Source organism: Nonomuraea sp. NPDC003560 (genome assembly GCF_042878785.1).
GTDB lineage: Bacteria > Actinomycetota > Actinomycetes > Streptosporangiales > Streptosporangiaceae > Nonomuraea.
Genome location: NZ_JBIAOF010000002.1, coordinates 936,643 through 949,772 on the forward strand (window position 1 = coordinate 936,643; position 13,130 = coordinate 949,772).

The window sequence follows — 13,130 nt, forward strand, 5'->3', positions numbered from 1 at the left end:
GAGAGGTGACGACGAAGGACGTCGAAGGGCTGCCCGCCGCCGTCCTGCTGGATCAGGACAAGGAAGCCACCGAGATCGTGCTCGGCTGCCGCGGCCGCGGTGGCTTCGCCGGCGCGCTGCTGGGGTCGGTCAGCACGAACGTGGCCGGCCACGCCCGCTGCCCCGTCGTCGTGGTCCGCGGCGAGCACCGTCGCGTGCGAGGGGAGGTCGTGGTGGGCGTGGACGACTCGCCCGAGTGCGAGCCGGCCCTCGCCTACGCCTTCGAGCAGGCCCGGCTGCGCGGAGCCGCGCTTCGCGTGGTGCACGCCTGGCAGCTTCCGGTGCACGCGTTCGCCCCCGAGATCAGCTACGACCTGGACGAGATCCGCGAGGCGCAACACCGGCTCATCGGCGACCGGGTACGCGTCTTCGCCTCGGACTACCCGCAGGTGAGCGTGGTGCAGGAGGCCCCGTCCGCGCACCCGGTCGACGCGCTCACCACCGCTTCCGGCCAGGCCGGCCTGCTGGTGGTGGGTTCGCACGGGCGCGGCGGCCTCGGCTCGGCGCTGCTCGGCTCGGTCAGCCGTGGCGTCCTCCACCACGCCCGCTGCCCCGTGGCGGTGGTCCGTACGGAGAACTGACCCTGGGAAATGGTTGAGGGGAGCCGGCACCCGCGTCGGCTCCCCTCAACCATTCCGGTCAGCTTCTGGACAGGACCACCTTGAGCGCCCCGGTCGACTTCGGGTCGCCGAAGGCGTCGTACGCGGCGGCCATGTCGTCCAACGCGAAACGGTGGGTGATGAACCCGGTGGGGTCCAGCCGCCCGGCGGCGATCATGCCCAGCAGGGCCGGCGTGGAGTAGGTGTCGACCAGACCGGTCGTGATGGTGAGGTTGCGGATCCACAGGTCTTCCAGGTGCAGAGTGGCCGACCGGCCGTGCACGCCGACATTGGCGACGTGGCCGCCCGGACGTACCAGCCTGGTGCACAGCTCGAAGGTCTCCGGGATGCCGACGGCCTCGATCGTGACGTCGGCGCCGAGCCCGCCGGTCAGCTCGCCGACGGCGGTGGCCGGGTCGTCGCCGGCGCCGACGATCACGTCCGCGCCGAGCCGCTTGGCGGCCTCCAGCCGGGCCGGGGCGGGGTCGACCGCGACGATGTGGCCGGGCGTGAACAGCTGCGCGGTGGTGATCGTGGCCAGCCCGATCGGCCCGGCGCCGACGACCACGACCGTGTCGCCCGGCCGCACGCGCCCGTTGAGCACGCCCACCTCGTACGCGGTGGGCAGGATGTCGGCCAGCATGAGCGCCGCCTCGTCGGAGACGCCTTCGGGCAGCAGGTGCGTGGAGGTGTCGGCGAAGGGGACGCGGACGTACTCGGCCTGGGTGCCGTTGACGCGGTGGCCGAGGATCCAGCCGCCCCCACCCAGGCACTGGCCGAACGCGCCCGTGCGGCAGTAGCGGCAGCGGCCACAGGCCGAGATGCACGAGACCAGGACGCGGTCTCCCGGCTTGACTGCGGTGACCGAGGGGCCGGTGGCCGTCACGGTGCCGACGGCCTCGTGGCCGAGGATGGTTCCCGGCTGGACGGCGGGCACGTCGCCCTTCAGGATGTGCAGGTCGGTGCCGCAGATGGTGACCGCGTCCACGCGTACGACCGCGTCCGTCGGCTCGACCGGCTGGGGATCGGGGGCCTCGCCCCATGAGCGCCGGCCCGGCCCGTGATAGATGAGTGCCTTCATCGTGCCTCCTCTTCGGTTCCCTCCTTCCACGCTCGCCGGTGCCGGGCTCACCGGCCAGGGACGAAGGTCCCATGACGTGCGGGTTTTCGACCATCCGGGCCCAGGGCGGGACATGGCCTTGGGCCCTGCTTCCGGGGACGTTCGACACTGCGGAAACCGGCCTCCCGAGGAGCAAGGTGAAGGGGGAGAAGGAGGTACGCCATGTCGATCGAAGTCAAGGACGTCATGGGCCGTGTGGCCATCGCCGTGCTGGAGGCCGCGTCGTTCACCGACGTCGTGAACGCGATGAAGAGGTTCGCGGTCGGCGCGGTAACCGTGATCGACGCCGACCGTCGCCCGGTGGGCGTCGTCTCCGAGGACGACCTGCTGCTCAAGGAGATCGACCCGGTGCGGCACAGCACGTCGATGTTCGAGTCCCGCCACCGCCGCGACGAGCACCACAAGGCCGCCGCGGTCAGGGCGGCACAGCTGATGACCTCCCCGGCGATCACCGTCACGCCGGCCATGCCCGTACGTGACGCGGCCCGGCTGATGCACGAAAGGCGGATCAAGCAGCTGCCCGTGATCGACCCGGCGACCGGGCGCATCATCGGGACCCTGCACCAGCGTGACGTGCTGCGCGTCTTCTCCCGGCCGACGGCGGAGGTAGAGGCCGACATCAGAGCCGTACTTCCGGACGCCGAACCGGTCGTCGTCGAGATCGAGCAGGGGGTCGTGAGGCTCAGCGGCCGCGTGCGGCGCAGGTCGCAGGCGATCGCGATGGCAGAGGCGGTACGCGCCGTCGAAGGCGTGATCGACGTGACCTGCGACCTGGCCGTTGACCACGACGACCTCGTCGTCGTCCCGCCGCTGCTGTAGCGGACGGCGTCAGTCGTGCCGCTCGCCGATCTGCCGGTTGGTCAGGCCCTCGCCGATCAGGTCGAGGATGTGGCGTTCCTGCTCGGTCAGGGCGGCCAGCGGGTCCTTCTTGACGTTCTGGTCGCGCAGGCGTCGCATCATGGCGGCGGTGGTCTGCGGGTCGGACTCGCCTGTTCCCGCCTCGCCGACGACCTCGATGTCGTCCTCGGAGTCGAGGAGGGCGGCCACTCCGCGCCGCACGACCTCATGGTCGTCAAGCAGGAACACACGAATCATGTCCCCAACGCTAGCCGGACCCGGCGAATCCCAAAGTGGGCCGAAGGCCCTGTCCGCAGAGGCCCTTCGACCGTGGAGCCGGAAACCGGTCCCGGCATGTCCTTGGTGGAGACACAGGGAGGAACCATGATTCTCGTCGGAGTGGACGGCTCACGGGCCGGGCTGGAAGCGGTCACCTGGGCCGCGCGCGAGTCGGCCTTGCGTGATCTGCCGCTGCTGGTGGCGCACGCCATGCCCCGGTGGGCGTACGAGAGCGAGGGCGGCCCGTACGCCGAGGTCGGCGCGTGGCTGCGCGAGGGCGGCAGGAGCGTGCTGGAGGCGGCCGAGGAACGGGCACGACGGGAACAGCCGAAGATCACCGTGGACACCGCGTTCCTGCCCGACGATCCCCGCACCGCCCTCATCGCCGCCGCGGACTCGGCCGACCTGCTGGTGGTCGGCAACCACGGCGTCGGCGGCTTCCGCGGGATGCTCCTGGGGTCGGTCGCCTACGGCGTGGCCGGGCACGCTTCCTGCGACGTCGTGGTGGTCCGCGAGCAACGCATGCCGCCGCCGGAGGAGGAGATCGTGGCCGGCGTTGACGGCTCGCCCGCTTCGTACGGGGTGCTGGAGTTCGCCGTCAAAGAGGCGCGGCTACGAGGAGCGCGGTTGCGCGTCGTGCACGCCAGGACCGCTCCGCATGCCGGTCTGTTCGACCCGGCGGAGACGTCCGGACCGGTGGGACCCTTCGCCGAGCGGTATCCGGACGTCGCTCTCGTCGAGGAGTCGGTGCACGGCCATCCCGTCGAGGTGCTGCGCCAGGCGTCGGACCGTGCTGCCCTGCTGGTGGTCGGCTCACACGGACACCGCGCGCTCGCCGGGATGGTCCTCGGCTCGGTCACCCATGAACTGCTCCACCGGGCATCGTGCCCTCTGGCCGTGGTCAGGAGCGTCCGGTGAACGTCGAGGCGGCCCCACACGACCAGCTGAGCGACCATCTGTCGCGGATCCGCGACGTCGACCTGCTGACCGCCGGCGAGGAAGGGGAACTCGCCAGACGGACGGAGGCCGGAACGTACGTCGCTCACCTGATCGAGCAGGGTGCCGCACAGGGGGCTCTTGCTCGCCGACGTGATCCAGGACGGGAACCTGGGGCTGATCGAGGCCGTCGAGCGCTTCGACCACGCCAGGCGCAACCGTTTCTCCACAGTCCCCACGTGGTGGATCCGCAAGGCAGTCCAGCGAGGGTTGGAGCACGCGCAGACGATCCGCCTGCCGATCGGCGTCCAGGACCAGCTCGCGAGGACCGCACGCGCGGAGGCGGACGCCACCCACAGATGCCGGCGGCCGCCGACCAGGAGCTGGCGGAGTAGGCGGGACAGGAGCCGCCCAAGGCCATCGCGCTGCGCCGGCTGCCGCGAAGGTGCGTCAGTCTCGACGTGACGGCAGGCGAGGGACGGCGGCTGTGGGCGCTGGGCGAGATGGTGGAGGACCGGCAGGCGTCGGCCGAGCGGCTCGTCGAGGACGCGGCGCTGAGGGCACTGCTCGCCTCCCTGGTCAACGGGCTGGCGCCGCGCCAGGTGCGGATCATGAGCCGGTCTTGCGCGTCGCCGCGCCAGGACAGGCCCGCGGCCGCGATGCTCCCCCTCGGAGGCGCCTCGGGAGGTGCATCGTGAGAAGGGGCTTCAGTCCCTGGTCCCGACGCCGTCCCGCCGGTCAGGCTGTGATGGTGATGTACGACACGGCAGGCGCCATGGACGATCGGCTTCTCAGGGAGCTGACTGCTGACGAGGCTCTTCGGCGGCTGGCCGGTGTGCCGCTCGGCCGCGTCGTGTTCACCCGGCACGCTCTCCCGGCCATCCGGCCCGTTAACCATGTGGTGGCCGACGGCCAGATCGTCATCCGGTCCAGCACGGGGACCATCCTGAGCGCGGAACTGGCCGCACACGAAGCCGTGGTGGCCTACGAAGCCGACGAACTGGACGCCAAGGAACGCACCGGCTGGAGCGTGGTCGTCACCGGCGTCGCCCGCCTGGTCGAGGACGCCGAGGAGAAGGCCCGTTTCCAGGAGGCCCTCCAGCCCTGGGCGGCGGGACAGATGGATCAGGTGATCCGCATCAGGCCGGAGATCGTCAGCGGGTTCGAACTGGTCCTCGCCGCCGCCGTGGGCCCAGGTTCACGGGCGGTCCCAGGTTAGGGGCAGTTCCAGGATGTCGTCCTCCTTCCAGCCGAGAGACTCCCGCACCCCGACGATCCCGTCGGTCCGCTCGGCGGCGTGGACGGCAGCCGCCGCCTCACTGCGCCTGTCCAGGTGGCCGGAAAGCGTGACGATGCCGTCATGGACCTCGACGATGATCCCGTCGCGGTCGTCCCACCTGGATCGCGGCTCGAGCCCCTCGATGACGCGGCGTCTGATCTCGTCGTCGTCGCGCAGGTACATCCTGAGCAGGTCCCGCCTGCTGACGATGCCCTCCAGCCTGCCTTCGGCATCGGTGACGACCAGCCGTTTGACGCCGCTCTCGTCCATGATCCGGGCGGCCCTGACCGTGGAGGCGGACGCGGGGACGGTCACGGCGGGACTCGTCATCAGGTCGGCGGCGGTGTGCCCGGCGGCCTTCCGCGCGCCCTCCTCGCCCGCACCGGTGAGGCGCCGGCGCAGCCGCGCGCGGAGCGGCGGGCGGTAGCTCTCGCCCCAGTACTGCTCCCGGAACTCCTCCTTGCGCATGAGGTCGCCTTCGGAGACCACGCCGATGACGCGATCGTCCTCGCCCAAGACGGGCACGGCGCTGATCCCGCTCGTCACGAGCACTTCGGCGACGTCCTTGAAGGGGGCATCGGCCTGGACCGCCGTCACCTGCCGGGTCATGACCTCTCTCACGGTGATCCGCATCATGTTCCTCCTGTCAGCTCTCCCTTCCATGTCACCGCCTGCCACGGTGGAGGCGTAGGGGCGGAAGGCCCCTGGCCAGGTGGACCTTGGGAGGTGTCTGGTAAGGCAGGGTTTGCACCGTCCACCCCGGATGCGAGACTGATCGCCATGGAGAGCGAGCACCGTCCATTGATGCCGCAGATGCGACTTGATGAGCTGCTGGCCGAGTTGCAGGTGCGGCTGAGCGCGGTGCTGGCCACCCGGGATCGGGTGCACGCGCTGCTGGAGGCCGTGGTGTCGGTCGGCAGCGACCTCGACCTGGAGACGGTGCTGCGGCGGATCGTGGAGACCGCGACCAGGCTGGTGGACGCCAGTTATGGCGCGCTGGGCGTGGTCGGCGAGGAGCAGACGCTCCTGCAGTTCATCCCCGTCGGGTTGAGCGAGGAGGAGATCGCCCGGATCGAGCACTGGCCGCACGGGCTGGGGCTGCTCGGCCTGCTGATCAAGGACGCCCGTCCGCTGCGCCTCGGCCGCATCTCCGACCACCCCGAGTCCTACGGTTTCCCGCCCGGTCATCCGCCGATGGGCACCTTCCTCGGCGTCCCGGTGCGCGTGCGCGAGGAGGTGTTCGGCAACCTCTACCTCACCGAGAAACGCGGCGGCGGCGACTTCGACGAGGAGGACGAGGCCATCGTCATCGCGCTCGCCACCGCGGCCGGCGTAGCGGTCGAGAACGCCCGCTTGTACGAGGAGTCGCGGCGGCGCGAGACGTGGCTGCACGCCTCGTCGGAGGTGACCACGAGCCTGCTGTCCGGAGCGGACCCGCGCCAGGTACTGCAGGTGGTGGCCGCCCGCGCTCGCCAGATGACCGACGCCGGCCTCGTCCAGGTGCTGCTGCCTGATCCGTCGAAGGAGTCACTGATCGCGGAGGCCGCGGACGGCGACGGCTCAGAGGAGCTCGAAGGGGCCGTCTTCGGCATCTCCACCACGCTCGCCGGCGAGGTGTTCACGCAGGGAGAGCCGATGTCCGAAGCGGACATGCAGAGCGCTCCATACCAGGACTCGCCGCTGCGGCGCCTGGGCTACGGACCCGGGCTGATGGTTCCGCTGGGCACCACGCCGGATGTGCGCGGGGTGCTGGTGCTGGCCAAGCGGAGCGGGCGGCTGCCGTTCAGCAGGGCCGACCAGCAGATGCTGCAGGCGTTCGCGGGGCAGGCCGCGATCGCGCTGGAACTGGCCGAGGCCCGCCGTGACGCCGAGCGGCTCGGCCTGCTGGAGGACCGCGACCGCATCGCCAAGGACCTGCACGACGTGGTGATCCAGCGGCTGTTCGCGACCGCGATGACGTTGATGAGCACGGTCCGGCTGGTGGAGCGCCCGGAGGCGGCCAAGCGGCTGCAACATGCGATCGACGAGCTGGACGGCACGATCCGGCAGATCCGCTCGTCCATCTTCGCCCTGCAGGGCCCTCTTGAGGAGGCCGCGCCGAGCCTGCGCGGGCGGATCGTCGACCTGGTGGAGGGAGCGGGCGGCCATCTGGGCTTCATGCCCGGCCTGCGGATGGAAGGGCAGATCGACACCCTGGTGTCCGAGCCTGTCGCCGAGCATCTGCTCGCCGTGTTGCGGGAGGCGCTGTCGAACGTGGTCCGCCACTCGCGCGCCACCCGCGCCGAGGTCGCCATCGAGGCGGCCTCCGGCGGGCTCACCCTGGTGGTGTCCGACAACGGCGTCGGCCTGGACGCGCCCACCCGGCGCAGCGGCGTGCGCAACATCGAGGAACGCGCGGCCGGTCTCGGCGGCACGTGCCAGCTGGAGAGCCCGGAGGGCGGAGGCACCCGGCTGAGCTGGCGGGTCCCTCTCTGAGCGCAGGACCCTCCGGCCCCTGGGAACGGGACCAAGGTCCCTCGGAGGCGAGGACAGACCCGGAAATCTTCGTCATCATGACGACGACGCAGCACATCGACGCTTACTGGCGCGCCGAGCACGTTCCCCGAACCGGCCCCTTCCCTCCGCCTGATCGTCCCCGACGCCTGGCGGGCCCGGCTGCGTACGGTCGCCGGCCTTCCGCACGCCTGGCCGATCATCCGGCGCGCCGCCGCCGAGCCGGGCGTGCCCCGACGGCTGCCGCGCTGCTCACTGAACGCCCCGGCCGGCGCGCGGCAACGCCTGACGACGGCAACCGCGAACCTGTCCGACGTGCGCCGGTGCTCGAGGCGCAGGCGCGCCGGACGGGTTTCCAGGGGCGGGCGGCGAGCCCGCCCCTCGCGGCGTGCGGCGGCCATGTCCTCATCATCGCCATGGCCCCTGTGGGTGTCAGCAGTCCGCATGAGACAGGTCGGTGGCAGGGCGCCGGCCTCCCTCGTCGGACCGTCCGTGACGCACTGACATCCCGGTTGCCGCCAGTCCTGACGGACTCAGGTGCGGGGCGCCGGTTGGTCGCGCCTGCTCCGGGGAGCCGGGCTGCGGGTCAGGCGGACGCCGAGCAGGACGAGGCCGACGCCGATCGGCAGCAGGATCCCGGTCGAGACGAACAGCCAGGCGGTCAGCCCGTTCAGTCCGGGGAGCGTGGCCGACAGCCGCAGGTCGGCCGAGATCACCGGGCTCGCGTCCGCGTTCATGATCACTACGGTCCAGTCGCCCGCCTCGGGCGTCCAGGTGAGGCTGCCCGATCCCGTCGCCGCCCAGAACGGCTGCGCGGCTGGAGGCGCTGCCGGCTGCCCGCCCGGATGCCGTGTGTAGGCCGTGTCGTCAGGGCCAGATCCGAAGGTCAGGCGGGTGACGCGGTCATAACCCGTGGCGATCAGGTACCTCTCCACGTCGGCCCGGGGGCCGACGCCGACGAACAGCGGGCTGCCCTTGGCTGCCGCCTCGATGCGTACCTGGCCGGTGAAGGCGCGCAGGTACTCCACGCCCTGGCCGCTGATCGCGACCGGCTCGGTGGCGAGCGCGTACGCCGGGGTGGCGATCCGCTCGCTGTTCGTGCTGATGAAGCCGTCCGAGGCACGCGCGTGGGCGAGCACCGCCGACAGCGAGCCGGTGGCCGCCGTACCGACGGCGCCGAACGCGAGCAGCGCGCCCGCGAGGATCGCCACGACCGACCCGGCGCCGTGCCGCACGGGCGCGTGACGCGACAGGGGCGGCGGCTCCATGCGCGGCAGCTCGTGGCCGCCCTGCTCCAGCCGGAACGGCGGGTAGGCGTCGGTCATGAGCGTCGCGTACGCGGCCACCCTGAGCGCCCAGCGGTTCATCCCGAGCACGAAGTCGTACAGACCGAGTGGGTAGCGACCGGTGAACAGCAGGCACAGGGCGGCGACGAGGACGAGCAGCCCGATGAGACCGCCCCAGTCGAGCGTGTAGAGCACGCCGCCGCCGTCGGGCAGGCCGCCGGCCCAGGAGATGAGGCTGCCGCTGGTGAACAGACCCACGATCAGGTAGTGCGGGATCGCCAGCAACCACCATTTCACCAGCACCAGCCCCCGCGAGAGGCGTTCGGGATAGTCGATCTCCAGCGTGGCCGGGTAGTCCGGCGCCGGTCCGAGCGTGAAGGGCGGGTACCGGTCGGTGCCTAGCGCGCCGTAGGTGTAGTACGCCACCCGCCAGGTCCAGCGCAGGACGCCGAGGTTGAAGTCGAACAGCGAGCGCGGATAGCGGCCGGTGAACAGGATCGCGAAGAACGCGATGACAGTGAGGACGCCGAAGGCGATCCACAGGAAGCCGAGCGCGATGTAGTGGGGGATCGCCAGGAACCACTTGACGACCCACAGGCCCCGGTTCAGCGGCTCCTCGAGCCGGGCCTCCACCCGTACGGGATATGTGCTCACCCTCTCAGCGCACCATCGATCCGCCGGCACGACTGCGGGCGAAAGACCCGGTTCTCGTGCCGATGGACACCGGTCACGGGGGAAGAAGCCGGCAGCGGAGGACCAGGGACCCGTCAAAGAGGGGCGCTCTGGGAGAGCGCCCTCCAGACGCCGAGGCTGGATCCTACGGACACCTGGAGGGATCACCGCCATGGATCACATCGTGCTCGGCTACGGCGGCTCTGACTTCTCGATGCAGGCCCTGGACTGGGCGCTCGACGAGGCCGAGCTGAGGGGACTGCCCTTGCCCCTCGTTCACGCGTGGCAGTGGCCGTACGGTGAGGCGGAGGAGGAAGCCAAGGCCCACCTGCGCAAGGCCGCCGACCACGTGCTCTGGCACGGCGCCGAGTGCGCCCGCTCCACCAGCTCGGGCGTGCGGGTGGAGACCGACCTGTACGAAGGCCCGGCGGCCCGGCTCCTCGTCGTGCTCCCGCCGGCGCGGCACCGGCGGGAGCACGACAAGGCGGTCGCGGTCAGGGCGGCTCAGCTGATGACCTCACCCGCGGTCACCGTCACTCCCGGCACCGCCGTGCGTGACGCGGCCCGGCTGATGCACGACAAGCGCATCGAGCGACTGCTCGTGATCGATCCGGTGAGGGGGCGTCGTCGGCGCCGTCCATCTGCATGACGTGCTGCGGGTCTCACCCGCTCCGCCGCCGAATGGAGGCGGACGTCAGGGCGGGGCTCAAGGACGCCGGCTCGTTCTCCGTCGAGGCGGACGGAGGCGTGGTGCGGATCAGCGGCCGAGTGCGCTGGACGTCGCAGATCCTCGCGCTGGCGGAAGCGGTCCGCTCCGTCGAGGGCGTCGTCGAGGTGGCCGCCGACCACGACGACTGATCGCCAGGCTCCATTCCATGACGGCCTCCTCATCGGCGGAGCCGGCACCTTCAGCCCACTCCGCCATCGCCAGAGGTGACAGGGGCGAAAGTCCCGCGGAATCGCGACTTCGTGCTCGGGTAGCCGGGCGCGTACGCCCTCATCCTGATGCCGAAAGCCTGAGAGAGAGGAGCCCGTCGATGCGATGGGACGAGATGTCGCAGAAGCAGCGGAGCTGGCTGCTGGTGCTGGCGTCCGCGGAGTTCGCGGCCACGACGGCCGCGGCGGTGGATCTCTGGTTCCGGCCACGGGCGGACGTACGGGGGCGCAAGGGGCTGTGGTGGCCGGTGATCTTCGTTCAGCCGGTCGGCCCTCTCGCCTACCTCCTGTGGGGACGGCGTCGCCGGTCATGATCTCGGCGTGGAAGCTGCTGGACGGTTTCCAGACCCGACTGGTGAACCCCATCGTCGGATGGCTGCTCCGCACGCCGTTGCACGACCTGCTGTCGAGGCGGGTCATGCTGCTGACGGTCACGGGCCGCAGGAGCGGGGCGGCCATCCGGCTGCCCGTCCAGTACGAACGGCATGGCGACACGCTCACGGTGACGAGCAGGCCGTCGCGGCTGTGGTGGCGCAACCTCGGGGGCGGCGCGCCCGTGCGGATCATCCTGGACGGCGTACCCCGCGAGGGGCATGCCGAGGTCGGCCGGGCTCCCGCGGGTCCGGTGACGGGCGGCTCGGGCGCCGGCACGGCGATGCCGGCACCGGTCGTCGTGACGGTCCGCCTGACGACGGCGGCTCCGGCTCCGGCCGGCGTTCCCGCGCAAGTGGGGTGGCTCTGGATGCGTACGGTCACCTTGGGGGAGATCGTCGGCTTCTCCATGCCCGCGCTCGTGGGCGCCTTGGTCGCCGGCCCCGCGTGGAGCGCGCTGGGCATCGAGCCGCTCCTGCGCGCGGCCGCGGTCGTCATGGCCGGGACCGTGGAGGGCGCCGTCCTCGGCCTGGCGCAGGCGTACGTCCTGCGGACAGCTCTGCCCGCGATCGCCACCCGCGATTGGGTGCGCGCGACCATGGGAGGAGCCGCCATCGCCTGGTGCGTGGGCGCGCTGCCCGTCCTCGATGACCGTGTGCTGGGCTGGCCGCCCGCCTTTCTCGCCCTGCTGGGGCTGACCTTGCTTGCCGCCATGGGGCTGCTGCAGTGGCGGGTGCTGCGCCGTCACGTGCGCGCGGCGTTCTGGTGGGTGGTCGCGACCGCTGGGTCGTGGCTGGCCGCGCTGGGCGTGTTCACGCTGGTGACCACACCCTTGTGGCAGGAGGGGCAGCCGGCGTGGCTGATCGTCGCCATCGGCGTGCTGGGCGGGGCCGCCATGGCGGTCACGGTGGCCGCGCTCACGGCCGTCGCGTTCGTACGTCTGCTCGCGCGGTCGATCAGCCCTCAGGAGCGCAGAGTCGGCGTCCACCAGTGTGACGATCCCGCCGGCCGCTGTACCTGAACTGATGCTGGCCGGCTACGCCGGATGCGGGCGACTCCAGTACGGGTTCTGGGCACGGCGGGGACGCCGCCACCGTTCGTCGGCGAGCATGCAGCGGACGTCCCACTGGCGATTGTGCTTCCTGTCGATCAGTTTGCGGAGGGCCGTGGACGAGCCGAGCGCCAGCAACGCCGACCGTGCACGACCAGGCCTGCGGCGAAGATCGCTGAGCTGTCCTTCGCCAGCGCTGACCGGGTCCGGGACGTGATCCACAACTTCAACACCGACGGCTTGGACCGGCTCCAGCCTGTGGCACCACGGCGCCAGCCAAACGGGCACCGGCGAGCGCTCCTGACTGCAGCCCCCGCTCGCCCTGGGCCGCCGACGGAGCGCAAGGTCGTCACAGCTGTCGGGCACGTGGCCGGATGAGGCCATGGCACGAAGACATTTACCGCAGTCCCTCTTGGGGGCTGACGGGACGGAAGGGGCGGGTCTTGCGTAATCTGCCCCTTGTGGCGGGCCGTGGTTGGGGCGCTTAGGCGCGGATGTGCGGTTTCGCGTTCGAGGTAGGCAAGAGCGCGCGATGGCTGCGGATTGGCTGCCGAGCGGAGCAGGGATGTAATGGATGGTCCTCAATGAGAATGTGAGCTCCACTCTGATTGTTTCGGTCCAACCTGACAGGTTGTGATCATTGTGAGCGCGGTGGGGATCTCTTAACGTCAGCGGGTGGGCTTCCCAGGCCCCGGCAAGGAGGCGCGACGGTGGGGTTTCCACGAGCAGACCACACGAGCGTTACCGCAGTTCGAGAAAGCTGGGTTCGATCCCTGGCTCCTGCGGATCGCCGGGCTCTGCCACGTTGGTCTGCGAGTGCACTCACCCGACATCGATGTGCTCATACCGCCGGCGCCCTCCCCGAGCGCGCAGGAGGGCCAGGCCACAGCCCCACAGGTGTTCTTTCATGGACCACCGCCGGTGCCCAGGAGCTCAGAGCCCGCCGGGCGCCGGAATGACTTCATCGTTCCCGCTCTTGCAGCGGCGCACGATGAGCACCCGGCTCTCCAGTCCCAAGGCGGGTCTGGGCCCGGTCACCATGGAGACCACCTACTCCGGCTGGGGCGCCAAGGTCTCGATCAAGGCGCCGCCCGCGTCGGAGACGACCGCCGAGCTCGACTCCGACAAGGCCCTCCTCCGGCTGCCGCCGGCCCCCAAGCGCTGATTCCGCGGGATCGGACGTGCCGCGCCCCCGCCAGGCCGTGGCGGGAGTGCGGTGGTGGCGCCGGTA

15 protein-coding genes and 2 pseudogenes are annotated in these 13,130 nt (G+C 71.1%); 13 read left to right on the forward strand and 4 right to left on the reverse strand.

Features of this window, described 5'->3' with window-relative positions; translation table 11 throughout:
• Positions 1-5: 5 nt before the first annotated feature.
• The gene (locus ACFYUV_RS09740; RefSeq protein ID WP_387666912.1) at positions 6-620 is read left to right on the forward strand and encodes a universal stress protein; all 615 of its coding nucleotides are present in this window, start codon (positions 6-8) and stop codon (positions 618-620) included.
• A 58-nt stretch (positions 621-678) separates the two neighbouring features.
• Here the strand turns inward: ACFYUV_RS09740 and ACFYUV_RS09745 are convergent, their stop codons facing one another.
• Positions 679-1,719 (reverse strand): zinc-dependent alcohol dehydrogenase family protein, encoded by a 1,041-nt coding sequence (locus ACFYUV_RS09745; RefSeq protein WP_387666914.1) that lies wholly within the window; start codon positions 1,717-1,719, stop codon positions 679-681.
• 201 nt (positions 1,720-1,920) lie between these two features.
• On the opposite strand from ACFYUV_RS09745, the gene ACFYUV_RS09750 reads away from it, so the two are divergent.
• Complete coding sequence (locus tag ACFYUV_RS09750; protein ID WP_387666916.1) at positions 1,921-2,577, forward strand: CBS domain-containing protein; 657 nt, start codon at positions 1,921-1,923, stop codon at positions 2,575-2,577.
• 18 nt (positions 2,578-2,595) lie between these two features.
• On the opposite strand, the pseudogene ACFYUV_RS09755 reads toward ACFYUV_RS09750, so the two are convergent.
• Positions 2,596-2,853 (reverse strand): annotated as a pseudogene (locus ACFYUV_RS09755) (response regulator transcription factor); the annotation flags it as partial.
• A 126-nt stretch (positions 2,854-2,979) separates the two neighbouring features.
• Here ACFYUV_RS09755 and ACFYUV_RS09760 point away from each other — a divergent pair.
• From ACFYUV_RS09760 to ACFYUV_RS09780, 5 genes and pseudogenes are all read left to right on the forward strand, one after another.
• A complete protein-coding gene (locus tag ACFYUV_RS09760) occupies positions 2,980-3,792 on the forward strand; it encodes a universal stress protein (protein ID WP_387666919.1) in 813 nt (270 codons plus the stop codon).
• Positions 3,789-3,893 (forward strand): annotated as a pseudogene (locus tag ACFYUV_RS09765) (sigma-70 factor domain-containing protein); the annotation flags it as partial. The gene ACFYUV_RS09760 and the pseudogene ACFYUV_RS09765, both read left to right, overlap by 4 nt.
• Before the next feature lie 40 nt (positions 3,894-3,933).
• Complete coding sequence (locus tag ACFYUV_RS09770; RefSeq protein WP_387666922.1) at positions 3,934-4,275, forward strand: sigma factor; 342 nt, start codon at positions 3,934-3,936, stop codon at positions 4,273-4,275.
• On the forward strand, positions 4,272-4,508 hold the full coding sequence (locus ACFYUV_RS09775) for a hypothetical protein (protein ID WP_387666925.1): 237 nt from the start codon (positions 4,272-4,274) through the stop codon (positions 4,506-4,508). The genes ACFYUV_RS09770 and ACFYUV_RS09775 overlap by 4 nt, the downstream gene beginning before the upstream one ends.
• Positions 4,509-4,558: 50 nt before the next feature.
• Positions 4,559-5,029, forward strand: coding sequence for a pyridoxamine 5'-phosphate oxidase family protein (locus ACFYUV_RS09780; RefSeq protein ID WP_387666928.1), 471 nt, complete (start codon positions 4,559-4,561; stop codon positions 5,027-5,029).
• Here the strand turns inward: ACFYUV_RS09780 and ACFYUV_RS09785 are convergent.
• Complete coding sequence (locus ACFYUV_RS09785; protein WP_387666930.1) at positions 5,009-5,710, reverse strand: CBS domain-containing protein; 702 nt, start codon at positions 5,708-5,710, stop codon at positions 5,009-5,011. The genes ACFYUV_RS09780 and ACFYUV_RS09785 overlap by 21 nt on opposite strands.
• 192 nt (positions 5,711-5,902) lie before the next feature.
• Here ACFYUV_RS09785 and ACFYUV_RS09790 point away from each other — a divergent pair, with 192 nt between their 5' ends.
• Complete coding sequence (locus ACFYUV_RS09790; RefSeq protein WP_387666933.1) at positions 5,903-7,564, forward strand: GAF domain-containing protein; 1,662 nt, start codon at positions 5,903-5,905, stop codon at positions 7,562-7,564.
• Between the two features lie 551 nt (positions 7,565-8,115).
• On the opposite strand, the gene ACFYUV_RS09795 is transcribed toward ACFYUV_RS09790, so the two are convergent.
• On the reverse strand, positions 8,116-9,522 hold the full coding sequence (locus tag ACFYUV_RS09795; RefSeq protein WP_387666935.1) for a DUF4389 domain-containing protein: 1,407 nt from the start codon (positions 9,520-9,522) through the stop codon (positions 8,116-8,118).
• Between the two features lie 190 nt (positions 9,523-9,712).
• Here ACFYUV_RS09795 and ACFYUV_RS09800 point away from each other — a divergent pair, with 190 nt between their 5' ends.
• The 5 genes from ACFYUV_RS09800 to ACFYUV_RS09820 all read left to right on the forward strand — a co-directional run bounded on the left by ACFYUV_RS09800 (position 9,713) and on the right by ACFYUV_RS09820 (position 13,064).
• Complete coding sequence (locus ACFYUV_RS09800; RefSeq protein WP_387666938.1) at positions 9,713-10,189, forward strand: universal stress protein; 477 nt, start codon at positions 9,713-9,715, stop codon at positions 10,187-10,189.
• Positions 10,190-10,221: 32 nt separating this feature from the next.
• Positions 10,222-10,398, forward strand: a complete 177-nt coding sequence (locus tag ACFYUV_RS09805; protein WP_387666941.1) for a BON domain-containing protein — start codon at positions 10,222-10,224, stop codon at positions 10,396-10,398.
• A 179-nt stretch (positions 10,399-10,577) separates the two neighbouring features.
• Complete coding sequence (locus tag ACFYUV_RS09810) at positions 10,578-10,790, forward strand: PLDc N-terminal domain-containing protein (protein WP_387666944.1); 213 nt, start codon at positions 10,578-10,580, stop codon at positions 10,788-10,790.
• Positions 10,787-11,869, forward strand: coding sequence for a nitroreductase/quinone reductase family protein (locus tag ACFYUV_RS09815; RefSeq protein ID WP_387666947.1), 1,083 nt, complete (start codon positions 10,787-10,789; stop codon positions 11,867-11,869). The genes ACFYUV_RS09810 and ACFYUV_RS09815 overlap by 4 nt, the downstream gene beginning before the upstream one ends.
• A gap of 1,021 nt (positions 11,870-12,890) precedes the next feature.
• Positions 12,891-13,064, forward strand: a complete 174-nt coding sequence (locus tag ACFYUV_RS09820) for a hypothetical protein (RefSeq protein WP_387666950.1) — start codon at positions 12,891-12,893, stop codon at positions 13,062-13,064.
• Positions 13,065-13,130 lie beyond the last annotated feature (66 nt).